This is a genomic window from Amycolatopsis sp. NPDC000009 (assembly GCF_055563465.1).
In genome coordinates this window covers 315,339-338,370 of the sequence record NZ_JBVHDI010000008.1, presented here as the reverse complement: position 1 = coordinate 338,370, position 23,032 = coordinate 315,339, and the positions used below count along the sequence as shown (strand labels likewise).

Here is a 23,032-nt window from a genome sequence, read left to right as displayed (position 1 = left end):
CCCATGGAACAGTTCGCCATCGGCGGAGACCTGCCCGTACGCCGTCTCGGTTTCGGTGCCATGCATCTGCCGACCGAAGCAGGACCCGAGCGTGAGAACTCGATCGCCGTCGCGCGGCGCGCGGTCGAACTCGGCATCACGCTGATCGACACCGCGCATCTCTACGGCGGCGGTGCCAACGAAGAACTCCTGGCGGAAGCGCTGTACCCGTACCCGGACGACCTGGTGGTCACCACCAAGGTCGGCGTCGTGCGGACCGGCGACGACTGGAAGTACGACGGACGGCCGGAATCCCTGCGCGCGCAGGTCGACGAAGGGCTGCGACGGCTGCGTGTGGAGCGGATCGAGCTGTTGCAGCTGCACCGCATCGACCCGGAGACCCCGCTGGCCGACCAGCTCGGCGCGCTGCGGGAGCTGCGCGACGAGGGCAAGATCGGCCGGATCGGGCTGTCCGAGGTCACCGTGGACGAACTCGCGCGGGCACGGGAGATCGTGGACATCGCGAGTGTGCAGAACCGCTACAGCCTCCTCGACCGAGAGCACGAGGCGGTGTTGGACGCGTGCGAAGCGGCCGGGATCGCTTTCCTGCCTTGGCGTCCGGTGCTCGGCGCCGCTTCTTCCGCCGGCGTCGCGCTCGCGGCCGTCGCTTCGGAACTCGGGGTGACCACGGCACAGGTCGGGCTCGCGTGGTTGCTCGCGCGGTCGCCGGTGATCCTGCCGATCCCCGGGACGGCGAAGATCCCACATCTGGAGGAGAACTTCGCCGCCGCCGACGTGAAGCTGACCGACGAGCACCTGGAACGCTTGGCCTCGTGAGTGGTAAGGACGGTTCTAACCGTCCTTACCACTCACGAGGCTTGACGGCCTCCACGAGCACCCGCCGCGAGTGCGCGACGAACTTCCCGTCGGTCTCGATGATCCGATGGAGTTCCGCGAGCTTGTCGCGGTACTTCCCGACCTCGAATCCCGGCACGATCCAGATCACCTTCCGGAGGAAGTGGACGACCGCGGCGAGGTCGAAGAACTCCATCCGCAGTTTCGCCGGTTCGAGGCGCTCCACCCGCAGCCCGGCGGCCTCCGCCTCGACGCGCAGCACGTCGGGCGTCCAGCCGCCGTAGTCCTGCGGGCCGAGGAAGAACTCCTTCAGCTCCCGCACGGTGCCGGCGCCGATCTGTTGCGACAGAAAGGTTCCGACCGGGCGCAGCACGCGGGCGATCTCCCGCCACGGATTCTCGATCGGATGACGGCTGGTCACCAGATCGAAGGACTCGTCGGGGAAGGGCAGGGGCGCGTCGTGCTCGGCCTCGACCACCTCGCCGCCCAGCGGCGCGAGGTTCCTCCGGGCGACCTCGACGTTCGGCGGCCAGCCTTCGGTCGCGGCGAGGACCGGCGGCGGTTTCGGGATGCCCGCGAGCACCTCGCCGCCGCCGGTCTGCAGGTCCAGCCCGGCGGCGGTCGCCGCCATCCGCTCGCCGAGCAACCGCGAGTACCCCCACGGCGGCCGTTCCTCCGTGGCGCGGCCTTCGAACCACGAGAAGTCCCAGCCTTCGACCGGGACGGCCTCTCCTTCGGCGAGCAGATCTTCGAAAGTCATGTTCGCAGTCTCGGCTCCCCGGCTTCGCGGGGCAACGCGATTTCGGGCGCTATCCGGCGTCCGTCGAGCGCTTCCAGAGGTTGATGTCGGCCTCGGTGGCGTAGCGGTCGATCTCGGTTAGCTCTTCGTGGGTGAAGTGCAGGTTCTTCAGCGCACCCACGTTGTCCTCCAGCTGGGCGACGCTGCTCGCGCCGATCAGCACCGACGTCATCCGCGGGTCGCGCAGGCCCCACGCGAGTGCGAGCTGCGCCAGCGTCTGCCCGCGTCGCTGGGCGATCTCGTTGAGCGCCCGGATCTTGCCGAGGGTGTTTTCGGTGATCGTGTCCGGGTTGAGCGACTTCCCTTGTGCGGCACGGGAATTCTCGGGAACGCCGTCGAGGTAGCGGCTGGTCAGCAGTCCCTGCGCCAGCGGCGAGAAGGCGATGCAGCCCGCGCCTTCGGCTTCGAGCGTGTCGAGCAGTTTGTCGCCTTCGAGCCAGCGGTTGAACATCGAGTACGACGGCTGGTGGATGAGCAGCGGGGTGCCCAGCTCGCGCAGGAGCCGCGCGGCCTCGGCGGTCTTCTCCGACGAGTACGACGAGATGCCGACGTACAGCGCGCGTCCGGAGCGGACGGCGGTGTCGAGCGCGCCGACCGTCTCTTCGAGCGGTGTCTCGGGGTCGAAACGGTGCGAGTAGAAGATGTCGACGTAGTCAAGGCCCATCCTGCCGAGCGACTGGTCCAAAGAGGACAGCAGGTACTTGCGCGAGCCCCATTCGCCGTACGGGCCGGGCCACATGTCGTAGCCCGCCTTGGTCGAGACGACCAGTTCGTCACGATAGGGCTTGAAGTCCGACACCAGCAGCCTGCCGAAGTTCTCCTCGGCCGAGCCGTAGGGCGGGCCGTAGTTGTTGGCGAGGTCGAAATGGGTGATGCCCAGGTCGAACGCGCGCCGCGCGATGTCCCGCTGCGTGCCCAGCGGCTTGTCGTTGCCGAAGTTGTGCCACAGGCCCAGCGAGATCGCGGGCAGCTTCAGGCCGCTGCGCCCGGTGCGGCGGTAGGGGATGCTCTCGTATCGGCCCTCGGCCGCGACATAGGTGCTCACGAGCCGATGCTAGCCGCCGTGAAGAGCGCGGCGACGGACGCGAGGTGGTCTTTGAACGCCGAAGGGCTCTCGACCTCGAAGGGCGCGCCGATGGCGGCGAGGATCAGGACGGGCCAGTCGAAGGTGTCGACGTTCATCGTCAGGCGGCAGGACGTCTCGTCGATCGCTTCGAGCGCGCCGCCGAGGTACCGGACCGCCGATTCGACCCGGTCCTTCGGCGCCTCGACCCGGACGACCAGCGTATGCGTGGTCGGCCTCGCCTTGATCTGGGCTTCGACGAACTTGACCGCGTCGCCGCCAGGGATCTCGCGTGGCCGGTAGCGCGCGCCGGTGGTGCGAGGTTCGCTGAGCCGGTCGACGCGGAACGTGCGCCAGTCCACCCGGTCGAGGTCCCACGCCACCAGATACCAGCGCCGTCCGAGTGAGACGAGCCGGTGCGGCTCGACCAGCCGCGCGGACTCCTCGCCGCCGCGTGCCGCGTAGTCGAACTTCAGCCGCTCGTCGTCCCGGCACGCCTGCGCGATCACCGTCAGGCTGGCCGCGTTGACCCGGGGACCCGTGACGGCCGCCGGCGTCGTGTACGCCTGGAGCGCGTCGACCCGTCTGCGCAGCCGGGGCGGCATCACCTGGACGACCTTCGTCAGCGCCCGTACCGAGGTCTCCTCGATACCCTCCACCGAACCGCTCGCCGCCGTCCGCAGGCCGACCGCGATCGCCACGGCCTCCTCGTCGTCCAGCAGCAACGGCGGCATGACCGTGCCCGATCGCAGCTGGTACCCGCCCGCGACGCCGCGGCTCGCGTTGACCGGATAGCCGAGCTCGCGCAGCCGCTCGACGTCGCGCCGCAGCGTCCGCTCGCTCACCTCGAGCTTGTCGCTCAGTTCGATTCCCGACCAGAAGCGGTGTGTCTGCAGCAGGGACAGCAGCCGCAGCATCCGCGCACTCGTGTTCGCCATGAATCCAGGTTCGCTCCGATTCCGGTCAGAAAGTGGCCGGAATTGACTTTAGCGTTGTTCCCATGACGATGACACTGGACACCCCGAGCGGTGTGACCACGGAAAACGTGGAGAAGTCCTACCGCTGGCGCTGGCCCGCGCTGTTCGTGATCCTGACCGGTTCGGTGATGGAACTGCTCGACATGACGGTCACGAGCATCGCCGGACCGGTCATGCGGGCCTCGCTCGGCGGCGGCACGGCGATGATCCAGTGGCTCGGCGTCGCCTACACCCTCGCGATGGTGTCCGGCCTGCTCACCGGCGGGCGGCTCGGCGACATCTTCGGCCGCAAGCGCATGTTCCTGATCGGCGCGATCGGTTTCGTCGTCGGCTCGCTGTTCTGCGCGGTCGCGGTGAACCCGGAAATGATCATCACGGCGCGAGTGGTGCAGGGCCTGTTCGGCGCCGCGATGGTGCCCCAGGGCCTGGGCATGCTGAAGGAGATGTTCGCCGGGAAGGAGCTTCAGTCCGCGTTCGGCATGTTCGGCCCGGTGATGGGGCTCGCCGCGGTCGGCGGCCCGATCCTCGCGGGCTGGCTGGTCGACGCCGATCTCTTCGGCACCGGCTGGCGGATGATCTTCCTGATCAACCTGCCGATCGGCGCGCTTGCGGTGCTGGCCGCGATCAAGTTCCTCCCCGAGTCCCGGCCAGGTGGTTCGCTCACCCTCGACATCCCCGGCGCGCTGCTCGCCACGACCGGTGCGCTGCTGATCGTCTTCCCGCTGGTGCAGGGCCGCGAGTACGGCTGGCCGCTGTGGACGTTCGCGATGATGGCGGCAGCGGTCGCGGTGTTCGGGGTGTTCGCCTGGTTCGAGAAGCGCAAGAGCCGTCGCGGCGGCGACCCGCTGGTCGAGCCGAGCCTGTTCCGCAAGCGCAGCTTCCTCGCCGGGATGGCGACCGGGACGATCTACTTCGCCGCGTTCTCCGGCTTCGGTCTGGTCTTCACGCTGTACCTGCAGCTCGGCTTGGGTTTCTCGCCGTTGAAGGCCGGGCTGACCGGGGTACCGATGTCGCTGGGGATGATCGTCGGGATGGGCCTCGTGCAGGCGGTGCGCAGGCACGGCCGCAAGGTGCTGCACACCGGTGCGCTCGTCATGACCGCCGGCGTGGTCGCGTTGCTGCTGCTCCTCGGCCCGGAGACGGGACCGTGGCAGATCGCGCCCGCGTTGCTGGTGGTCGGGATCGGCTCGGGCCTGATCATGGGGCCGTACTTCGAGATCGCGCTGTCCGGAGTGGAACCGGCGGAGGCCGGGTCGGCGTCCGGTGCGCTGACGTCGCTTCAGCAGGTCGGTGGCGCGTTGGGGCTGGCGCTGCTGGGCACGGTGTTCTTCGACGCCGGGACCGCGGATCCGACCGGCGCGGCCCAGCGGACGTTCTGGGTGGTCGCGGTGATGGTGCTGCTCACCTTCGCGGTCGGGTTCCTGCTGCCGAAGCGGATCCGCGACGTAGAGTCGGCCGGGTAGGCGATCGAGCTGGGAGGCCGCGTGGCTGGGACCGGGTACTTCACATCCGTCGAAGACGTGACGGCGAAGCTCGCCGACACCGGCTACCTGGCCTCCGCGGCCGTCGCCACCACGGTCTTCCTCGCGGACGCCCTCGGCAAGCCGTTGCTGATCGAGGGCCCCGCGGGGGTCGGCAAGACCGAGCTGGCGAAGGCGGTCGCGCAGGCCAGCGGCTCCCGGCTCGTGCGGTTGCAGTGCTACGAAGGCGTCGACGAGTCGCGGGCGCTGTACGAGTGGAACCACGCGAAGCAGCTTCTCCGGATCACCGCCGGCAAGGACGAGACCTGGGACGAAGCCCGCAACGACATCTTCGGTGAAGAGTTCCTCCTGGCCAGGCCGCTGCTGACGGCGATCAAGGGCGACGAACCGACGGTCCTGCTCATCGACGAGACCGACAAGGCCGACGTCGAGATCGAGGGTCTGCTGCTGGAGGTGCTCGGCGACTTCCAGATCACCGTGCCGGAACTCGGCACGATCACCGCCGGGCGCAAGCCGTTCGTGGTGCTGACCTCCAACGCGACACGTGAGCTTTCCGAAGCGCTGCGACGGCGTTGCCTGTTCCTGCACATCGATTTCCCCGACGCGGCACTGGAACAGCGCATCGTGCGGCTCAAGGTGCCGGGCGTCGACGACGCGCTCGCGGCGTCCGTGGTCAAGGTGATCACCGCGCTGCGGGCCATGGAGTTGCGGAAGGCGCCGTCGGTCGCCGAAACCATCGACTGGGCCCGCACTCTGCTGGCGCTCGGCGCGGACAGCCTCGGCGAGGACGTCGTCCGCGCGAGTCTCGGTGTCATCCTCAAACACCAGGACGACGTCGTGAAGGCGGACGCGCGGCTGGAACTCGGCAAGGTCCTCGACTCGTGAGCGGTGTGCCGGGCAGGCTCGTCGAGTTCGTGGAAGCGTTGCGGGAGCACGGGATCCCGGCGGGTCCCAGTGAGACGGTCGACGCCGCCGCGGCACTCGAAGTGCTGGGCCTGGCCTCCCGCGAGCAGATGCGGGAAGGGCTCGCGGCCGCACTGGTCCGGCGCGGCGGTCAGCGAGCCGTGTTCGACGCGACGTTCGACATCTACTTCCCGCTCGGCGTCGGCGCGCCTTCGCAGGATCCCGTCGAAGACCTGGCCGCGTTGCGGGACCGCCTCGCCACGGCGCTCGCCGCCAACGACCAGACGGAACTGACGCAACTGGCCGGGCTCGCCGTCGACATGCTGGGGGAGTACGGCGGCACCGCGGGCACCGGCGGCTGGTCGGCGCATCAGACCCTGGAACGGCTTCAACCGCAGACACTCGTGGTCCGCGTCCTCGAAGCGATCCGCGCGGGCGGCCAGGAGGATTTCACCGACCGGCTGGACCGCGACGACGTCCGCCGCCGGGTCGAAGGGTTTCGCGGGCTTGTCCGCACCGAAGCCCGCCGCAGGGTGGCTGAAGTCCGTGGCAGGGAACGGGTTTCGCGGCATGCCGTCCCACCGGCGGCCGACCGCGTCGACTTCCTGCTCGCCAGCCGCGCGCAACTCGCCGAGCTCCGCCGCGTCGTCCAGCCGTTGTCGCGCAAACTCGCCACCCGGCTGGCCGCCCGGCGAAGGCGGCACGCGCGCGGGCAGATCGACCTGCGCCGGACGCTGCGGCGCTCGCTGTCCACCGGCGGCGTCCCGATGCGGCCGTCGTACCGGAGGCACCGGCCGGGAAGGCCGGAAATCGTGCTGCTGTGCGACATGTCGGGCTCGGTGGCCGGTTTCGCGAACTTCACCATGCTGCTGGTGCAGGCCCTGCGTGACCAGTTCAGCAAGGTGCGCGTGTTCGCGTTCATCGACGCCTGCGACGAGATCACCCACCTCATCGACACCGGCGCCGCCGATCCGGAGGACCTCGGCGCGCGCATTCTCGCCGACGCGGAACTGACCCGCTGGGACGGGCACAGCGACTACGGGCACGCGCTCGGCGAGTTCGCCGAGCGCTACTCGGACGCCGTGGGACCCAAGACGTCCCTGCTCATCCTCGGGGATGCCAGGACCAACGGCGGCGACCCGAACCTCGACGCGGTGCGCGGGATCGCTTCCGCGGCAAGGCATACGTACTGGCTCAACCCCGAGCGGACCGCGCTGTGGTCCACCGGCGACTCCGAGGCGCACGCCTACGCGGAGGTCGTCGAGATGTACGAGTGCCGGAACGTGCATCAGCTGACTCGGCTGGTCACCCGGCTTCTGCCCACCTAGGGCTTCAGGGCGGCCTTGCCGTACGCGTCGGCGTTGCTGAACACTTCCTGCCCGTAGGCGGTGGAGTTGTTGTAGGTCAGCACCGCCCTCCACCAGCCGGCGGGGTCTCCGAGGTCGCCGCCCCGGGCGCACATGTACCGCGCGGTCGTCATCGCCGCGTCGTCGATGTTCTGCGGGTCGGGCGCGGCACCGTCGCCGCTCGCGCGGACGCCGTACCGCTTCCAGGTGGCGGGCAGGAACTGCATCGGCCCGACCGCGCGATCCCACTTCGCGTCGCCGTCGAGGGCGCCCTTGTCGGTGTCGACGACCGCCAGCACGCCGGGGGAGCCGTCGAGCGGGATGCCGATGATCGGCGGGGTCACGACGCCGTCCTCGCCGGCGCGGGAACCGTCATGCCGGGCGTGCTGGGATTCGGTCCGGCCGATCCCGGCGATGGTCGCCCAGGTGATTTCGCAGCGTGGAGTGGTCTTCGCGGTCTTCTCAGCGGCGTTCACGTAGGCCCGCAGCGCGCGCGAGGGGATGTCCGTGTTCTCCGACACCTTCGCGATCCAGGCGTCCTTCGCGGGCTCCGCGGGCAGCGGTCCGGCGTCGCCGGGGATCGCCGAACGCGGGGCCGGTTTGAGCGCGGGGACCTCGAAGGCCGGCTTGACCGGCACCGGCTCGCGGTCGTTGAAGCTGATCACGACCCAGACGGCACCGGCGACCAGGGCGCCCACGACCAGGAGCACGAGCATCACGCAGCCACGCGGGCCGCGTTTCCTCGGCGGCTGCTCCCACTGGTCCATGAGGTCCAGTGTCGAAGGGGACGAAGCGGTCACCGGTTCCACGGTACGTGACGGTTGTGGAGAACTTGTGTGGCCCGCCGCCCGGGTGACCCGGCCCACCTCCGCATTTCGTCCTCTGAATGCGGTACTTGCGCGTGCAACTACCGCAAGTAGAGGACTGACTGCGGGGTGCGATCGCCCCCTTTGCCCGGTTGACAGCGCTTCGGCCGGATGGTGAGACTGGTCCGCGTTAGGAAGGTTTCTTAACGAGGGCTCGCCGCGCCCCTGCTCCACGGAACGCAACGACGCTTCTGAAGGAGGCACAAAAGTGGTACGCCCAAGATGGCGGGCGGCGCTGGTCACGGTGCTCGCGGCCGCCTCGGTCCCGATCTCCGCCCAGGCCGCTTCCGCGGCTCCCGTCCGCCACGAGTCCGAGAACGCGACGATCTCGCGCGGCGCGGTCGAATCGAATCACACCGGCTTCACCGGATCCGGCTTCGTCAACTACGACAACGTCACCGGTAGTTACGTCGAGTACACCGTCAACGCGGCGCAGGCCGGACAGCACACGCTGACCTTCCGCTACGCCAACGGCACCACCGCCAACCGCCCGCTCGACATCACCGTCAACGGCTCCCTCGCCGTCGACGACCTCGGCTTCGCCGGCACCGGCGCGTGGACGACCTGGCGCACCGTGACCACCACGGTGAACCTCGCCGCGGGTGCCAACAAGATCCGCACCACGGCCGTCACCTCGAACGGCGGCCCCAACGCCGACTCGCTGTCGGTCGAGGGCAGCGGTGGATCGAACGACACCGAAGCGCCGTCGGCGCCGGGCTCGCCCACCACGACCAACGTGTCCTGCGGCAGCGTGACCCTGACCTGGCAGGAGTCGTCCGACAACGTCGGCGTCGCAGGCTACCGCGTCCTGCGGAACGGGCAAACCGTTGCCACGACGGCGAAGCCGCCCGCCACGGTGACCGGTCTCACCGCGTCGACGGCCTACTCGTTCACGGTGGTCGCCTACGACGCGGCGGGGAACACGTCCGCGCCGAGCAACGCCGTCTCCGCCACCACGCCCGCGTGCGGCACCGGGACACCGGTGTCCATCAACGGAAAGCTCCACGTCTGCGGCGTCAAACTGTGCAACCAGTACGGCAAGCCCATCCAGCTGCGGGGGATGAGCACGCACGGGATCCAGTGGTACAGCCAATGCGTGAAGACCGCCTCACTGGACGCGCTGGCCAACGACTGGAAGGCCGACATCCTGCGCGTCGCCATGTACATCCAGGACGACGGCTACGAGAGCAACCCGCGCAAGTTCACCGACATGATGCACAACTACATCGAAGAGGCGACGAAACGCGGGATGTACGTCCTCGTCGACTGGCACCAGCTCGACCCTGGCGACCCGAACGCGAACACCCACCTCGCGAAGACCTTCTTCGCCGAGATCGCCCAGCGGCACAAGGACAAGGTCAACATCATCTACGACGTCGCGAACGAACCGAACGGCGTCAGCTGGGCGGACGTGAAGCGGTACGCCGAAGAGGTCATCCCGGTGATCCGCGCCCAGGACCCGGACAGCGTCGTCTTCCTCGGCACGCACGGCTGGTCGACCTTCGGCATTTCCGACGGCCGCGACGAGAACGACATCCTGAACAACCCGGTGCGCGCGACCAACATCATGTACACGTTCCACTTCTACGCCGCGTCACACCAGGACGAGCACTACGACGCACTGGCGAGGACGGCCGACAAGCTCCCGGTGTTCGTCACGGAATTCGGCACCCAGACCTACACGGGTGACGGCGGGAACGACTTCACGTACTCGCAGAAGTACCTGGATCTGCTGGCCGCCAAGAAGATCGGCTGGACGAACTGGAACTTCTCCGACGACTTCCGCTCCGGTGCCGTGTTCAAGACCGGGACCTGTGCCGGGAACTCCTTCACCGGCACTTCGATGCTGAAGCCCGCCGGTGTCTGGGTGCGGGACCGCATCCGCACGCCGGACGACTTCCCGACCGGCTGAGCCCCCGCATTTCGTCCTCTGGATGCGGTACTTGCACGTGCAAGGACCGCATCCAGAGGACTAATTGCGTGAAGAGAGCCAGGCGTCGATCTCTTGGTGGATCGAGCGCTTGAGCTCGGCGGGCGCGAAGGACGCGTCGACGGACGCCCGGGCGAGGCCCGCGAGCGCGAGGTCGTCGTAGGCGAACGCCTCACGAGTGCGCAGGAACTCGTCGGTCAGCGTCGTCCCGGTGACCGAAGGGACGTCGGTGCTGAGCGTGACCACGAGCCCGGCGTCGACCAGCCGGGGGAGCGGGTGCTCCTCGAACGACGGCACGAGCCCGAGCGTCACGTTCGACGACGGGCAGACCTCCAGCGCGATACCGCGTTCGCGCACCTCGGCGACCAGCGCGACGTCCTCCAGGATCCGGATGCCGTGGCCGATCCGTTCACTGTGCCCGACCTCCAGCGCCTCGCGGATGCTGGCCGGGCCGGCGTCCTCGCCCGCGTGGTGGATCAGGTGGAGCCCTGCCTCCTCCGCCTCGTCGCAGATCCCGGCGAACGGCGCGAGCGGGTACTTCTCCTCCCCGGCGAGGCCGATCGCGAACACCCCGTCCGGGGCGTACCGGCGGGCCAGATCGAGGGTGAGGCGGGCCCGTTCGACCGGACGGCGGCGTGAGTGGTCCAGCAGCACCCGCCAGTGGAGCCCGTGTTCCGCCGCCCCCGCCGAGAGTCCTTTGAGGACGGACGCCAGCGGCATGTCCGGCTCGCCCAGCCGCTCCCCGTGCGAAGCCGCCGTGAAGGTGACCTCTGCGTAGCGGACGCCGTCCGCGACCTGGTCTTCGCAGAACTCGCGTGCCACCCGTTCGAAGTCGTCCGGCCTCCGCAGGCAGGAACGGATGAGCCCGTTGTAGTCACCGAACGCGCGGAAGCCATCGAAAACGGGCTGTTCCGCGGGTACGGCGATGCCGTTCGCCTCGCCGATGTCACGGAGCGTGTCCGGCCGGATGGTGCTTTCGAGGTGGACGTGCAGATGGGCCTTGGGCAGCAGAGAAAGATCCCGCATGAGCTCGAATCTAGTGGGCGCGGCCCTCGCCGCGCGCCCCGTTTTCCGGGGGCCGGGTATCCGAAATGAGTGATTCGGCTCGCCGCGGGGAACCCTGGGGGCACCACCGGTCGTTGGGCAGGACACCAGACGACCCCGAGGAAAGGGACCACAGTGCCTCTACTGCGGAAGTTGACCGCCCTGGCCGGCACCGCCGGGGCCGTGCGCGCCTACGTGCGGAAGAACCCCGAGAAGGTCTCCAAGGTCGTGAACAAGGCGGCGACCTTCGTCGACCACAAGACCAAGGGCAAGTACCACAGCCAGATCGACGGCGCGGTGCGCAAGGTCGACGGGATGACCGGGCGGCCGCCGCGACGGCCTTACGAGCACTAGGCCTCCGCGAGCGTCTCGAGGATCTGCTCGCCGTACTTCGCGAGCTTGTTCTCGCCGACGCCGCTGACGGTACCCAGCTCCTGCAGCGTGGTGGGCCGTTTGGTGGCGATCTGACGCAGGGTCGCGTCGTGGAAGATCACGTACGCGGGCACCCCCTGCTCCTTCGCCGCCGCGGCCCGCCACGAGCGCAGCAGCTCGAACACCGGCGCTGCCTCGGCGGGCATGTCGGCCGCCGCGGCCTTCTTCGCGCTGGACCGGGCCGCGGCCTTCGCCACCCGCTCCGGCTCGCGCCGCAGCTGAACCTTCCGTTCCCCGCTCAGCACCTCGGCGCTGCCCTCGGTCAGCACGAGCGAGCCGTAGTCGCCCTCGACCGCCGCGAGCCCCTGCGCCAGCAGCTGCCGCACCACGGCCCGCCACTCGGGCTCCTTCAGCTCCGTGCCGATCCCGAAGACCTTCAGTGAATCGTGCCGGTGCTGGGTCACCTTCGGCGTCGACTTGCCGAGCAGGATGTCGATGATCTGCCCCGCGCCGAACTTCTGGCGGCGCTCGTTCTGCAGCCGGACGATGGTCGAGAGGATCTTCTGCGCCGGGATCGTGCCGTCCCAGGTCTCCGGCGGCGCCAGGCAGGTGTCGCAGTTGCCGCAGGGCTCGCTCCGCTGCCCGAAGTAGTTCAGCACCTGCACACGACGGCATTCGACCGTCTCGCACAGCGCCAGCATCGCGTTGAGGTGGGCGCTCAGCTGCCGCTTGTGCGCCTCGGACCCCTCCGACATGTCGATCATCTTGCGCTGCTGGACGACGTCCTGGAGGCCGTACGCCAGCCACGCCGTCGACGGCAGCCCGTCACGGCCCGCACGACCGGTCTCCTGGTAGTAGCCCTCGACGGACTTCGGCAGGTCCAGGTGCGCGACGAACCGTACGTCGGGCTTGTCGATACCCATGCCGAACGCGATCGTCGCGACCACGATCAGCCCGTCCTCGCGCAGGAACCGCGACTGGTGCTTCGCGCGGGTCCGCGCGTCCAGCCCGGCGTGATACGGCACCGCCGGGATCCCGTTCTCCACCAGGAAATCCGCGGTCTTCTCGACCGAGTTCCGCGACAGGCAGTAGACGATCCCCGCGTCGCCCTTGTGCTCGGTGCGCAGCAGCTCCAGCAGCTGCCGCTGCGGCGAGTTCTTGCCGACGATCCGGTACTGGATGTTCGGCCGGTCGAAGCTCGCGACGAAGTGCCGCGCGTCCTCCAGGTTGAGCCGGGAGGCGATCTCGGCGTGCGTCGCCTTGGTGGCGGTGGCGGTGAGCGCGATCCTCGGCACGTCCGGCCAGCGCTCGTGCACCGCGGACAGCATCAGGTAGTCGGGACGGAAGTCGTGGCCCCACTGGGAGACGCAGTGCGCCTCGTCGATGGCGAACAGCGAGATCTTGCCGCGGTCGAGCAACCGCACCGTCGACTCCACCGAGAGCCGCTCGGGGGCGAGGTACAGCAGGTCCAGCTCGCCGGCGACGAACGCGGCCTCGACCCTGGTGCGCTCGGCGTAGTCCTGCGTCGAGTTCAGGAAACCCGCGCGGACGCCGAGGTTGCGCAGCGCGTCGACCTGGTCCTGCATCAGCGCGATCAGCGGGGAGATCACCACGCCGACGCCCGGCCGCACCAGCGCCGGGATCTGATAACACAGCGACTTGCCGCCGCCGGTGGGCATGAGGACGAGCGCGTCACCGCCCGCGATGACGTGTTCGACGATGGCGTGCTGGTCGCCGCGGAAGTCGTCGTAGCCGAAGACGCGGTTCAGCGTTTCGAGAGCTTCCGAGGTACCGATGTCGGGGGCTGCCACCCGGACGATTCTAGGGGCGGGGTCCGACAGTCCCCGCGCGGCGCCTAGTCTTCGGCCGCCTTCCGCCGTTCGCGGCGGCCGCGCGCGATCTCGGTGGCGAGCGCGTCGAGCGGACCGGTCCAGAACCGCCGGTACTGGTCCAGCCAGCCGTCGATCTCCTTGAGCGGGCCCGGATCCACCGAGTACAGCCGTCGCGCGCCCTCGGCCCGGACGGTGGTGAAGCCGTTTTCGCGCAGGACGCGCAGGTGCTGGGAGACCGCGGGCTGCGAGATGCCGAACTCGGCGCGGACCACCGCGGTCACGTCGCCGGAACTCTGTTCCCCGTCCGCCAGCAGTTCCAGGATCCGGCGGCGCACCGGATCCCCGAGGACGTCGAACGCGTGCATCCGGCAACTATCACGGCCTGGACTTATATAAGTCAAGCGTGCAAGGCCGGGGTCACCTCGCGGTGGCATCGTGGGCAGGGAGACGCCGGAAGGGGAATCGATGAACTTGGCCGAAGTGGTGGCCGACGGGTTCGGCCGCGTCCAGGTGGTCGTGCACGACACCGTCGAGGGATTGAGCGCCGATCAGCTGATCGCGAGCCCGGCGCCGGGCGCGAACACGATCGCCTGGCTGGTCTGGCATCTGACCCGGGTGCAGGACGATCACATCGCCGGCCTGATGGGCACCGAGCAGATCTGGACCGCGCAGGACTGGATGGGCCGCTTCTCGCTGCCCTTCCCGGCGTCGGACATCGGATACGGGCATCGCCCCGAAGACGTCGAGGCGGTCCGTGTCGACTCCGCCGACCTGCTGACCGGGTACTACGACGCGGTGCACGAAGTGACGACGGCGTGGGCCGCCGGACTGGCCGAAGCCGACCTCGACCGTATCGTCGACGAAGGCTGGGATCCGCCCGTCACCCTCGGGGTTCGCCTGGTCAGCGTGCTTTCCGACGACCTCCAGCACGCCGGGCAGGCGGCGTACGTCCGAGGGCTCGTACTCCGCGATACGTAGGCGAGGTGCCGCTTCACGACGGACGACGGGAACGCCGCCCGCGGAAACACTGGTCGCATGAGTACTTCCACAGTGCGGCGACCGCCGATGACGCTCACCCCGCGGTGGCGGAAACTCGTCCTCGTCGTCCATGTCGTTTCCTCACTCGGCTGGCTCGGGATCACCATGGTGAACGCGGTCCTGACCTTCACCTCCGTGTTCACCGACGACCCCCGCCGCCAGCACGCGGCCATCCTGATGATGGACCAGATCGGCGGCTATCTCCTGCTGCCGGTCAGCATGACCGCGCTGGTCAGCGGGATCGTGCTCAGCCTCGGCACGAAATGGGGCCTGGTCCGGTACAAGTGGGTCGCGATCAAACTGGTCCTGACCCTGGTCGCCGCCGGGCTGACGCTGTTCTCGCTGCTGCCGGGCGTCCGCGAACTGGCTGCCGCGGCCGAGTCCACTTTGGACGGCGTGTTCGTGGAGGCGGGGCGCCGGGTGGACGGGTTCTACCCGATCATCGTGTCCACGACGATGTACGTGACCATGACCGTGCTTTCGGTGTACAAACCGGGCGGCAAGACCCCGTACGGACGCCGGGTGACCGCCACCCGGGTTCGCGACCGGCAGCCGGCCTAGAACTGTTCGAGGGCTTCGTCGATCCTCTCGGCTTCGGCGCGCAGATCGTCCAAGACGGTCTGCGCGGCCGCGGTCTCCCCGTTCGCCGTCTCTTCCTCGAGTTCGGCGTCGGCCAGCCGCCGCCGGAGCTCGTTCGCCTTCTCCGTGGCCTTCTCCGCCCGGCGTTCGGCGCGGGCCACGTCGATCTCGGCCTGTTTGCAGGCCTTCGCGAGCTCGGCGGCCTCGCGCCGGAGCCGGTTGAACTCCGCTACCCGCTTCTGCTCGCGCTCGGCCTCTTCGCGGGCCTTGGCGATTTGCTCCTGTTCGGCCTTCTCGGCGGCTTTCCGCTTCGCCTTCCGCCGATCGTCCAAATGCGACACGGTGGCGGGCTTTTCCCGCTCCGGCGCGGGTTTCCGTTTCGGTTGCGGGGTGAACCCGCTGGTCAGCCATTGGTCGCCGGTGCTGTCCGCCCGGCTGCTCAGCCGCCCGGCCAGTGCGAGTGCCGCGACCTCGGGGTCGGCCACGACGGCTTCGAGGGTGGCTTCGACTTCGCGGGCGACCGGCTCGCTCATCGAACGTTCGTCCCGCAGGATCCGGTTCACCAGCTCCTGCCGCCGCCGGGCGAGGTCGCGCAGGTCGGCGCCGGCCAGCGCCGAATGGGCCTTGCGCAGATCGTCGCCGAGCCTGGCCAGCTCCGCCAGCTCGGGGGTGCCCGCCCGGCGGTTGACGATCGAGGCCGCGAGTGTGGGCTTCCGCAGGGCGCGGATCCGCTCGGCCAAAGCGGGATCCCCCGCGGCTTTGGCCTCTTTCGCCCGTTGGTTGCGTACGGAGACGAACTCGGCCGGATCGCCGGCGTAGAGCTCGTCCGCGACCTCGTCGAAGTCCATCGCCCTCCGCAGGGTCAGTGGCCGGTCAAGGCCTGATCGGGTGGCCATGCTGCCGTATGCGTCCGATGATGATCCCACGTGAGTCCGGAGCTTTCACCTTTTCGGAGTTATCCGGCCACACCGGACACCTAGCGGATCGGCTCATCCGGCGACACCCGCCAGATCGGTGAATCCGGACTAACCGGAGCCGGTCGGACCAACGACAGATCGGCACTTTGGAGGTGGCTTCCTCCCGATGGCGGAACAACGATGGTGATCAGGGGGAAGCCATCAGCCGCTGGAGGCACCGAATGTCCGTGACCGAACGCGTTCCCGTTTCACCGCAGGCGAGTTTTCTCGGTTCCGGACCGTATCCGGAACATCGATGGCGGGTGGTCCTCTGGTCCGTGCTGGCGGGCTTCGCACTGACCGTGATCTGGTCGGCGCCCTTTGTGGACAGTGTGATCGGGGACAGCGTCGCCAACACCCTGCTGGGACACGACGCCAAGGCGACCCCGATCGGCGGTGTCCTGGCCGGAACGTTCTTCGCGTTCGTTTCTGGGCTTGCCGGAACGTTCACCGCGTGCAACATCGCCGCTTTCGGTGCCGTCGCCCCGCTCGTCGGCGGAGGTGCCACCGGACGGCCGAAGTTCACGGACACGCTGAAGCCGCTGGGCTGGATCGCCACGGGAATGCTGACGGTTTCCGTGGTGTACGGCGGCATCGTCGCGCTCGTCGGCACCCGGATGCCGCAGTTCTCGACGGCCTCGCCCGGCGGTGGGCTCTCCCCGCGGAACATCCAGTCGATGATCGTCTACGGCGTGATCGGGATCGTGTTCATCGTGCTGGGCCTGGCTTCCGTCGGTATCGTCCGCAACCCGATCGCCGGGCTGACCCGCCGGTTCCCGCCCGCGCCGCTCGTGCTGATGGGCGCGCTCATCGGCGGTTTCCTGATCGGCAGGCCGTTCCCGCTGTTCCGGATGATGTTCCGCAGCGCGGCCGAAAGCCACAACGTGTTCTACGGCGCCGCCGCGTTCGCCCTCCAGTCGGTCGGCAACATCCTGGTGATGGCGCTGTTGTTCCTTCTGCTCACGCACGGTACGGGCGGGCGGCTGCAGCGATGGATGCTCGCGAAGCCCACCAGGATCGCCGTGGTGACCGGCGCCGCGTTGCTGATCGCCGGCACGTTCACGCTGCTGTACTGGGACCTGCGCGTGCTGGGCCGGACGGGCGTCATCTGGTACCCGACGATCAAGTGGTGAAGAGCCGGGCCAGTACCTGCTCCACCGAATCCTGAAGGCACCTCGCCGCGTCCTCCCGGCCGGCGAGGTGCTTCAGCAACCCCTGCTGGAACAAGCCGTCGAAGAGCGCATACGTCGTCGACGGGGAGAAGTCCGTCGGCTTGCCCAGTAATTCCGCGTACCGGGAGACGACCCGCCAGATCATCAGTTCGAGTGTCTCGTCGATGGCGAGCACGTCGGTCTGGAACAGCTTCTCGAACAGGCTCTGGTTGCGCAGGTCGTACCAGAGCCGGTGCAAGCGCGCGTTTTCCCGCAACGTGGCCGCCGTCGCGGCGCCGAAGGCGGTTCTCAGTTCTTCGGCCGTTTCCGCGGCCTCGGCTATCCGGTCGTACCGGGTGACGCATTCGGCCTTGTACTGCTTGACGCAGTAGGTGATCAGCTCGGCCTTGTCCCGGAAGTAATAGTGCAGGACCCCGTGCGAGAACTCGGAGTTCTGCGCGATCTCCCGCAGGCTCGTGCGCGCGTAGCCCAGCTCGGACAAGGTGACCAGCGCCGACATCGCCAGCTGCGCACGCCGTTGGCCGAACCTGTCCATCTGGCGGGTTTCGTCACCGCTGCGGTCCGCCACGTCGGTCACAGTTCCCGGTTCCCGTCGCCTCGGGTGCCCGCCCTCCACGAGCACGTCGTCGGATTCTAGCCCGGGAAAGGGTTTTCTTGCGCCCGACAGAATTACTCGAGCCACTCGGTGATGAAATGGTCGCTTTCGTGGATGTGGACGGCCTCGTAGACCTCCGGCCCGATCACGGCGAACTTGTGCGGGGTCTCCGCGGGCACGACCAGGACGTCACCCGCCCCTCCTTCGCGTTCGGTGTCCCCGATGGTGAACCTGGCCCGGCCGCGGACGACGACGAACGTCTCGCGGTACGGGTGCTGGTGCAGCCTCGGACCGGAACCGTCGACATCGGTCCGCTCGCGGATGATCGAGACTCCGGAGCCGATGTCGCGGCCTTCGACATTTCCCAGGGTTTCGGTGGTCATCCCGCCACTCTAACCCTGGTCACGGGCGCGGTGGGCCTACTCGCCGCGGTCGACCACGAACGTCGAAAGGCCGACGAGCAGCGCCCTGGCGGGCCGGTCGGGGAGGCTGAGCGCGAGGTCCCTCGCCTTGGCGGCGTATCCGTGGGCTTCGGCGAGCGCCCGCCCGACACCGGCGGATTCGCGCAGGAGCCCGAGCGCCTCCTGCCGGACCACCGCGTCGGAAACCGGTCCGTGGCCGATGATCTCGCGCAGCCGGGCGGCGCCTGGCCCCTCGTCGTCGAGCGCGTGGAGCATCGGCAGGGTGACGATGCCTTCACGGAGATCGGTGCCCGCGGACTTGCCGAGGTCGGTGGTGGACGCGGAGATGTCGAGGACGTCGTCGGAGATCTGGAACGCCACCCCGATCAGTTCGCCGTACTGGCCCAACGTTTCGATGGTCCGCTCATCCGCACCCGACACCTGTGCGCCGAGCCTGCCCGCCATCGCGATCAGCGACGCGGATTTGTCGGCCATCACCTGGATGTGATGCTCGTACGGCGCGTGACGGCCACAGTCCTCGAACGGTCCAGTCGTCTCGAGGAACTGGCCGCGCACGAGCCTGCCGAACGTCTTCGCCTGCGACCGCAACGCGTAGTCGCCGAGCCCGGCGCCGACCTGTGCCGCGCAGGCGAGCACGTAGTCTCCGATCAGGACGGCCTTCTTGTTGCCCCACAAGGAGTTCGCACTGGTGACCCCGTGCCGTATCGGCGCCTCGTCCATGACGTCGTCGTGATACAGCGTGGCGACGTGAACGAGTTCGACGAGGGCGGCCGCCGAGATCGCGTCGCCTCGCCCGTCGCTGAACGCCGCCGCGGCCAGCGCCATCAAGGGACGGAGCCTCTTCCCGCCCGCGCGGACGAGATGAGTGGCGGCTTCGGTGAGTTCCGGATGGCCGGGACTGCGCAACACCTCCTGAAGTCTCTCTTCGACCCGGGCGAGCCCGGCGCGGAGTTCGGCGGCGAACTCCGCATGCCGCTCGACGGCCGGGTCCAGGCCGAGTTCCGTGACTATCGTGGTCGTGTTCACGACCTCCAGCATCCGAGCCGGAGGCTCGCGACCGCATGGCGCCAGGGAGGGAGATCGCTCCCTCCCGAGAGGGAAACCGCCCGGTCAGAAGGGCGGCTCCGGGTTTCCGGCAGGCACCGGCGTTCGCTCCCAGGCCCCGTCCGACGGCGTACCGCCCGAACTCCGGCCCGCTTTGTTCACCTTCGCCGTGGCATACCGCAACGACGGGCCGATCTCGTCGACGTCGAGCTCCACCACCGTGCGTTTCTCGCCTTCCTTGGTTTCGAACGATCGCTGTTTCAGCCTGCCCTGCACGATGACCCTCGTCCCTCTGGTGAGGGATTCGGCCAGGTTCTCCGCGGCCTGCTTCCACAGGGCGCAGCGCAGGAACAGCGGGTCTCCGTCGCGCCATTCCCCGCTCGCGCGGTCCAGGACGCGGGGTGTCGACGCGACCGTGAAGTTCGCGACCGCCGCTCCGGACGGGGTGAACTTCAGCTCCGGGTCGGTCGTCAGGTTGCCGATCACCGTGAGCACCGTTTCTCCGGCCATGGGACTTTCCTCCTCGTTTCCGCGTGCGGACCCGGCCGGGCCCGCTGTCGCCTGTGAAGAGGAGACCACCGGGGTACGACAGTTTCCGGCGTCCCGCGGCGGCCGGAGGTCACGAAAGGGTGGTTCAAGGCGAAAAGTACCCTGAACTACCCTTTCGTGCCCCTGCGAGCGGCCGACCCGAGCCGCGCGAGCGCCTCGTCGACGCGGTCCGAACCGACCAAGCCGTAGCCGATCACCAGCCCGCCGCGCGTTCCCCCGTAGCGGGCCAGGCTTTCGACGGCCACCCCGGCCCGGGACGCTTCCGCAACCACACTGTCCACAGTGACCGTCGCATGTGGATTCCATACCGCGCACAGGTGGAGCCCGGCACTCGAAGGAACGACTTCGAGCAGATCGTGCAGCTCGTCGCGGACGAACGCCAGGATCCGCTCACGTCGCAGCGAATACTCCCGGGTCGCCTTGCGCACGTGCCGGGCGAGCAGACCCTCGTCGATGAAGCTCGCCAACGCCGCGTGCGTGACGAGATCACCGTGCCAGTCCGTGAGCTGCTTCGCCTGCCTCAGCGCCGGGCGCAGCGAAGCGGGCGCGACGAGAAAACCCAGGCGCAACAAAGGAAGCAGCGTCTTCGAGAACGAGCCGACGTACAGCACCCGCCCGTCGCGGTCCAGGCTTTGGAGCGGTTCGAGCGGCCGGTCCGAGAACCGGTACTCGCTGTCGTAGTCGTCCTCGACGATCACCGCGTCGTTCCGCTCGGCCCACGCCAGCAACGCCGTCCTCCTGGCGAGTGACATCGGCGTACCGAGCGGGAACTGGTGCGACGGCGTCGTATAGATCAGTCGGGTGCCCTTGGCGAGCGCGCCGACGTCGAGACCTTCGGCGTCCACGGGCACCTTCGTGATCCGGGCGCCGTGGGCGGCGAAGAGCCGCTCGGCCGGGGGATAGCCTGGGTCTTCGACCGCGACCCGCGTGCCGGGTTCGATCAGGACCCGGCCGATCAGGTCGAGAGCCTGCTGCGCTCCCTGGGTGACCACCAGGTCCTCGCCGCCGGCCCGCACGGATCGGGCGGCGCCGATGTGCCGGGCGATCGCCACCCGCAATGCTTCCAGCCCGGCCGGGTCGCCATACCCCGACGGTGGGAGGAGCGACGGCCGCAAGGCCTGGCTGACCAGGCGTCGCCAGGTCCGCAGCGGGAACAAGGACGGATCCGGGACACCGACGCGGAAGTCGAACGCGGGGGCCGACCGGTCTTCGCCGGGCAGGGCCGGAAGGGAACGCCAGCGGGCGACCGGCCGCACTCCGGCGCCCGCGGGAGCGGCGCGTCCCGCCCGTGTCACGGGATCCGCGCTGACGAACGTGCCGCGTCCGACGTGGCCACTGAGGAATCCTTCCGCGGTGAGCCGTTCGTAGGCGACCGCGACGGTGTTGCGCGAAACGTCGAGTTCGCGGGCGAGTTCCCTGGTCGGCGGCAGGCGCTCCCCGGCGCGCAGGCGCCCGTCGAGGATGCCGTCGCGGAGCTGGCGGTAGATTCGCGCGGCCAAGTCGGTGTGCCCGTCGAGGCTGATGTGGAACGGCACGGGCCCGAGCCTATATTGGCCCAACGAGAATGTCGGATATTGGCGCTGGGATGTGGCCAATCCGGCACTTAGCTTGAGCCCATGAAGCGACTGACCTCGGCTCAGCTGATCAGCTCCGTCGGCGACGGCGCCTACTACGTCAGCTCGGCCCTGTACTTCACGCTCGTCGTGGGGCTTTCGCCGGCGCAGGTGGGGCTCGGCCTCACCGCCGGCTGGGCGGTCGGCTCGGTGGCCGGGGTCGCGCTCGGGCAGGTGGCGGACCGTCGCGGGCCCAAGGGCACGGCAGTCCTCCTGGCGCTGGGCACGGCCGCCTCGGTGACGGCGTTCCTCTTCGTCGGCTCCGTCTTCACGTTCGTGATCGCGGCCTGCGTCTACGCCTGCTTTCAATGCGGTCTAGGCGCGGCGAGGCAGGCGCTGCTCGCCGGCCTGGTCGACCCCGCCGAGCGCACGACGTTCCGCGCCCGGTTGCAGGCACTTTCCAACGCGGGGATCGCGATCGGCGCGGCGCTCGGCGGTATCGCGCTGGCACTCGGGACGCGGGAGGCCTTTCTGACCGTCTTCGTCCTCGATGCGCTGGCCTTCGTCGCCGCGGCTGTCGTGCTCCGCAAGGTTCCTTCGGTGGCTCCGGTACCGGCACGGGAGGGCGAACCGTCCGTGGCCGTTCTCCGTGACCGCCCGTACGCGTTGCTGGCGCTGCTCAACATGGTCATGTTGCTCTACATGCCGCTGTTCAGCCTGGTTCTGCCGCTGTGGATCTCGACCAGGACCGCGGCCCCCAGCTGGCTGGTCTCGGCGATGCTCGTGCTCAACACGGCGAGCGTGGTGCTCTTCCAGGTACGCGTGGCGCGCGGCGTGACCGGCCTGCGCAGCGCCTCCCGCTACGCCCGGTACGCGGGACTGCTGCTCTTCTTCTCGTGCCTGGTCTTCTCGTTTTCCGCGATGGGCGAATCCGCGTGGGCGGCGGCGCTGGTCCTGCTTCTGGGGGCCGCGCTGCAGGTGGTGGGGGAGATGGCGCAGGCCGCGGGCTCGTGGGAGATCGGCTTCGGTCTCGCTCCCGAGGGTAAACAGGGCCAGTACCAAGGGCTTTTCGGTGCCGGGGCGGCCATCGCCCGCATGCTCGGCCCGGTGTTGCTGACCGGGCTGATCCTCGTCGGCGGCGCGGCGGGCTGGGTGGTGCTGGGTGGGTTGTTCCTGGTGGCGGGCATGCTCACCGGCCCGGTCGTCCGCTGGGCGGAACGGAGGTCACAGCGGTTCGATCCGGAGGACGGCGGCGCCGGCACTCACGCCGAGCAGACCGTCAGCCTTCGAGTGCCCGCCTGAAGTGATCGGCGAGATCGAGGCCCACGGCTTCTTCGCGGGTGTGCCAGCCGAAGGCGTCGTGCTCCCCGGGATCGAGCACGACTTCGCTCGCGGTCTCCTCGGAGAGCGCGTACACCGTGGCGTGGATCCGCATCGGCCTGCCCGCGACGTCGTCCCAGCTGTGGGTGCCGAGTCCGCCGGTCACGCGGACGGTCAGCCCGGTCTCCTCGGCGAACTCGCGGACCACGGTCTCGTCGGGGCGCTCGCCCGGCTCGACGGTGCCGCCCGGCAGTTCCCAGCGGCCGCCGAGGAAGGACCCCGGCCGCCGCCGGATGAACAGGATCTTCCCGTCGCGGATGAGCCTGCCGTAGGCCAAGTACTTGTCCGTCACGAGCG

The 23,032-nt window shown here is 69.0% G+C and carries 24 protein-coding genes; 10 read left to right on the top strand and 14 right to left on the bottom strand.

Going from position 1 to position 23,032, the window contains the following annotated elements; all coding sequences use genetic code 11:
- Nucleotides 1-3: 3 nt before the first annotated feature.
- Nucleotides 4-816 (top strand): aldo/keto reductase, encoded by an 813-nt coding sequence (locus ACZ3HL_RS23525; protein ID WP_465418663.1) that lies wholly within the window; start codon nt 4-6, stop codon nt 814-816.
- Between the two features lie 25 nt (nt 817-841).
- Here the strand turns inward: ACZ3HL_RS23525 and ACZ3HL_RS23520 are convergent, their stop codons facing one another.
- Genes ACZ3HL_RS23520 through ACZ3HL_RS23510 form a run of 3 tightly spaced genes read right to left on the bottom strand, consistent with a single transcriptional unit; the run spans nt 842 to nt 3,634 of the window.
- Nucleotides 842-1,594 carry a class I SAM-dependent methyltransferase gene (locus ACZ3HL_RS23520; protein ID WP_465533660.1) on the bottom strand — a complete coding sequence of 251 codons (753 nt, stop codon included), beginning with the start codon at nt 1,592-1,594 and terminating at the stop codon, nt 842-844.
- 49 nt (nt 1,595-1,643) lie between these two features.
- The gene (gene mgrA, locus ACZ3HL_RS23515; protein WP_465533658.1) at nt 1,644-2,678 is read right to left on the bottom strand and encodes an L-glyceraldehyde 3-phosphate reductase; all 1,035 of its coding nucleotides are present in this window, start codon (nt 2,676-2,678) and stop codon (nt 1,644-1,646) included.
- Nucleotides 2,675-3,634, bottom strand: a complete 960-nt coding sequence (locus tag ACZ3HL_RS23510) for a helix-turn-helix transcriptional regulator (RefSeq protein WP_465418657.1) — start codon at nt 3,632-3,634, stop codon at nt 2,675-2,677. Before ACZ3HL_RS23510 ends, mgrA begins: the two co-directional genes overlap by 4 nt.
- Before the next feature lie 62 nt (nt 3,635-3,696).
- Here ACZ3HL_RS23510 and ACZ3HL_RS23505 point away from each other — a divergent pair, with 62 nt between their 5' ends.
- From ACZ3HL_RS23505 to ACZ3HL_RS23495, 3 genes are read left to right on the top strand one after another with little or no spacing between them, the layout of a single operon-like run.
- Nucleotides 3,697-5,136, top strand: a complete 1,440-nt coding sequence (locus ACZ3HL_RS23505) for an MFS transporter (RefSeq protein WP_465533656.1) — start codon at nt 3,697-3,699, stop codon at nt 5,134-5,136.
- Between the two features lie 21 nt (nt 5,137-5,157).
- Entirely contained in the window at nt 5,158-6,039 is an 882-nt protein-coding gene (locus tag ACZ3HL_RS23500) for an AAA family ATPase (protein ID WP_005155088.1), read from the top strand.
- Nucleotides 6,036-7,385, top strand: a complete 1,350-nt coding sequence (locus ACZ3HL_RS23495) for a vWA domain-containing protein (protein WP_465533654.1) — start codon at nt 6,036-6,038, stop codon at nt 7,383-7,385. The genes ACZ3HL_RS23500 and ACZ3HL_RS23495 overlap by 4 nt, the downstream gene beginning before the upstream one ends.
- Here ACZ3HL_RS23495 and ACZ3HL_RS23490 read toward each other — a convergent pair.
- Nucleotides 7,382-8,203 (bottom strand): lytic transglycosylase domain-containing protein, encoded by an 822-nt coding sequence (locus ACZ3HL_RS23490; RefSeq protein WP_465533652.1) that lies wholly within the window; start codon nt 8,201-8,203, stop codon nt 7,382-7,384. The two genes, ACZ3HL_RS23495 and ACZ3HL_RS23490, sit on opposite strands and share 4 nt — an antisense overlap.
- Nucleotides 8,204-8,477: 274 nt before the next feature.
- On the opposite strand from ACZ3HL_RS23490, the gene ACZ3HL_RS23485 reads away from it, so the two are divergent.
- A complete protein-coding gene (locus tag ACZ3HL_RS23485) occupies nt 8,478-10,181 on the top strand; it encodes a cellulase family glycosylhydrolase (RefSeq protein WP_465533650.1) in 1,704 nt (567 codons plus the stop codon).
- Between the two features lie 60 nt (nt 10,182-10,241).
- On the opposite strand, the gene add is transcribed toward ACZ3HL_RS23485, so the two are convergent.
- The gene (add, locus tag ACZ3HL_RS23480) at nt 10,242-11,225 is read right to left on the bottom strand and encodes an adenosine deaminase (protein ID WP_465533648.1); all 984 of its coding nucleotides are present in this window, start codon (nt 11,223-11,225) and stop codon (nt 10,242-10,244) included.
- A 153-nt stretch (nt 11,226-11,378) separates the two neighbouring features.
- Here add and ACZ3HL_RS23475 point away from each other — a divergent pair, with 153 nt between their 5' ends.
- A complete protein-coding gene (locus ACZ3HL_RS23475; protein WP_016335889.1) occupies nt 11,379-11,597 on the top strand; it encodes an antitoxin in 219 nt (72 codons plus the stop codon).
- On the opposite strand, the gene recQ is transcribed toward ACZ3HL_RS23475, so the two are convergent.
- Complete coding sequence (gene recQ / locus ACZ3HL_RS23470; protein WP_465533646.1) at nt 11,594-13,426, bottom strand: DNA helicase RecQ; 1,833 nt, start codon at nt 13,424-13,426, stop codon at nt 11,594-11,596. The two genes, ACZ3HL_RS23475 and recQ, sit on opposite strands and share 4 nt — an antisense overlap.
- A gap of 44 nt (nt 13,427-13,470) precedes the next feature.
- Nucleotides 13,471-13,812 carry an ArsR/SmtB family transcription factor gene (locus ACZ3HL_RS23465; protein WP_465418640.1) on the bottom strand — a complete coding sequence of 114 codons (342 nt, stop codon included), beginning with the start codon at nt 13,810-13,812 and terminating at the stop codon, nt 13,471-13,473.
- A 100-nt stretch (nt 13,813-13,912) separates the two neighbouring features.
- Between ACZ3HL_RS23465 and ACZ3HL_RS23460 the strand changes: the two genes are divergently transcribed.
- A complete protein-coding gene (locus tag ACZ3HL_RS23460; RefSeq protein WP_465533644.1) occupies nt 13,913-14,425 on the top strand; it encodes a mycothiol transferase in 513 nt (170 codons plus the stop codon).
- 57 nt (nt 14,426-14,482) lie between these two features.
- Nucleotides 14,483-15,046 carry a hypothetical protein gene (locus tag ACZ3HL_RS23455; RefSeq protein ID WP_465533642.1) on the top strand — a complete coding sequence of 188 codons (564 nt, stop codon included), beginning with the start codon at nt 14,483-14,485 and terminating at the stop codon, nt 15,044-15,046.
- Here the strand turns inward: ACZ3HL_RS23455 and ACZ3HL_RS23450 are convergent.
- Nucleotides 15,043-15,912: a hypothetical protein gene (locus ACZ3HL_RS23450; protein ID WP_465533640.1), complete on the bottom strand. Its 870-nt coding sequence runs from the start codon at nt 15,910-15,912 to the stop codon at nt 15,043-15,045. The two genes, ACZ3HL_RS23455 and ACZ3HL_RS23450, sit on opposite strands and share 4 nt — an antisense overlap.
- A 290-nt stretch (nt 15,913-16,202) precedes the next feature.
- On the opposite strand from ACZ3HL_RS23450, the gene ACZ3HL_RS23445 reads away from it, so the two are divergent.
- Nucleotides 16,203-17,153 carry a hypothetical protein gene (locus tag ACZ3HL_RS23445; RefSeq protein ID WP_465533638.1) on the top strand — a complete coding sequence of 317 codons (951 nt, stop codon included), beginning with the start codon at nt 16,203-16,205 and terminating at the stop codon, nt 17,151-17,153.
- On the opposite strand, the gene ACZ3HL_RS23440 is transcribed toward ACZ3HL_RS23445, so the two are convergent.
- The 5 genes from ACZ3HL_RS23440 to pdxR all read right to left on the bottom strand — a co-directional run bounded on the left by ACZ3HL_RS23440 (nt 17,143) and on the right by pdxR (nt 21,337).
- Nucleotides 17,143-17,769 carry a TetR/AcrR family transcriptional regulator gene (locus ACZ3HL_RS23440; RefSeq protein WP_465418630.1) on the bottom strand — a complete coding sequence of 209 codons (627 nt, stop codon included), beginning with the start codon at nt 17,767-17,769 and terminating at the stop codon, nt 17,143-17,145. The genes ACZ3HL_RS23445 and ACZ3HL_RS23440 overlap by 11 nt on opposite strands.
- 92 nt (nt 17,770-17,861) lie before the next feature.
- On the bottom strand, nt 17,862-18,170 hold the full coding sequence (locus ACZ3HL_RS23435; RefSeq protein ID WP_465418628.1) for a cupin domain-containing protein: 309 nt from the start codon (nt 18,168-18,170) through the stop codon (nt 17,862-17,864).
- A 36-nt stretch (nt 18,171-18,206) separates the two neighbouring features.
- Nucleotides 18,207-19,235 carry a polyprenyl synthetase family protein gene (locus ACZ3HL_RS23430; RefSeq protein WP_465533636.1) on the bottom strand — a complete coding sequence of 343 codons (1,029 nt, stop codon included), beginning with the start codon at nt 19,233-19,235 and terminating at the stop codon, nt 18,207-18,209.
- 84 nt (nt 19,236-19,319) lie between these two features.
- Nucleotides 19,320-19,763: a single-stranded DNA-binding protein gene (locus ACZ3HL_RS23425; RefSeq protein WP_219150473.1), complete on the bottom strand. Its 444-nt coding sequence runs from the start codon at nt 19,761-19,763 to the stop codon at nt 19,320-19,322.
- Nucleotides 19,764-19,909: 146 nt separating this feature from the next.
- Complete coding sequence (gene pdxR, locus ACZ3HL_RS23420) at nt 19,910-21,337, bottom strand: MocR-like pyridoxine biosynthesis transcription factor PdxR (protein ID WP_465533634.1); 1,428 nt, start codon at nt 21,335-21,337, stop codon at nt 19,910-19,912.
- Nucleotides 21,338-21,418: 81 nt separating this feature from the next.
- On the opposite strand from pdxR, the gene ACZ3HL_RS23415 reads away from it, so the two are divergent.
- A complete protein-coding gene (locus ACZ3HL_RS23415) occupies nt 21,419-22,657 on the top strand; it encodes an MFS transporter (RefSeq protein ID WP_465533632.1) in 1,239 nt (412 codons plus the stop codon).
- Here the strand turns inward: ACZ3HL_RS23415 and ACZ3HL_RS23410 are convergent.
- Nucleotides 22,635-23,027, bottom strand: coding sequence for an NUDIX hydrolase (locus tag ACZ3HL_RS23410; protein ID WP_465533630.1), 393 nt, complete (start codon nt 23,025-23,027; stop codon nt 22,635-22,637). The two genes, ACZ3HL_RS23415 and ACZ3HL_RS23410, sit on opposite strands and share 23 nt — an antisense overlap.
- Between the last annotated feature and the right edge of the window lie 5 nt (nt 23,028-23,032).

Bases quoted from the DNA above. Each gene is read 5' to 3' on its own strand.
- ACZ3HL_RS23455 (WP_465533642.1), top strand. From the start codon at position 14,483: ATGAGTACTTCCACAGTGCGGCGACCGCCGATGACGCTCACCCCGCGG.
- ACZ3HL_RS23465 (WP_465418640.1), bottom strand. From the start codon at position 13,812: ATGCACGCGTTCGACGTCCTCGGGGATCCGGTGCGCCGCCGGATCCTG.
- add (WP_465533648.1), bottom strand. From the start codon at position 11,225: ATGCGGGATCTTTCTCTGCTGCCCAAGGCCCATCTGCACGTCCACCTC.
- ACZ3HL_RS23510 (WP_465418657.1), bottom strand. From the start codon at position 3,634: ATGGCGAACACGAGTGCGCGGATGCTGCGGCTGCTGTCCCTGCTGCAG.
- ACZ3HL_RS23435 (WP_465418628.1), bottom strand. From the start codon at position 18,170: ATGACCACCGAAACCCTGGGAAATGTCGAAGGCCGCGACATCGGCTCC.
- ACZ3HL_RS23445 (WP_465533638.1), top strand. From the start codon at position 16,203: ATGTCCGTGACCGAACGCGTTCCCGTTTCACCGCAGGCGAGTTTTCTC.
- ACZ3HL_RS23450 (WP_465533640.1), bottom strand. From the start codon at position 15,912: ATGGACTTCGACGAGGTCGCGGACGAGCTCTACGCCGGCGATCCGGCC.
- ACZ3HL_RS23425 (WP_219150473.1), bottom strand. From the start codon at position 19,763: ATGGCCGGAGAAACGGTGCTCACGGTGATCGGCAACCTGACGACCGAC.
- ACZ3HL_RS23520 (WP_465533660.1), bottom strand. From the start codon at position 1,594: ATGACTTTCGAAGATCTGCTCGCCGAAGGAGAGGCCGTCCCGGTCGAA.
- ACZ3HL_RS23415 (WP_465533632.1), top strand. From the start codon at position 21,419: ATGAAGCGACTGACCTCGGCTCAGCTGATCAGCTCCGTCGGCGACGGC.
- ACZ3HL_RS23505 (WP_465533656.1), top strand. From the start codon at position 3,697: ATGACGATGACACTGGACACCCCGAGCGGTGTGACCACGGAAAACGTG.
- ACZ3HL_RS23525 (WP_465418663.1), top strand. From the start codon at position 4: ATGGAACAGTTCGCCATCGGCGGAGACCTGCCCGTACGCCGTCTCGGT.
- ACZ3HL_RS23460 (WP_465533644.1), top strand. From the start codon at position 13,913: ATGAACTTGGCCGAAGTGGTGGCCGACGGGTTCGGCCGCGTCCAGGTG.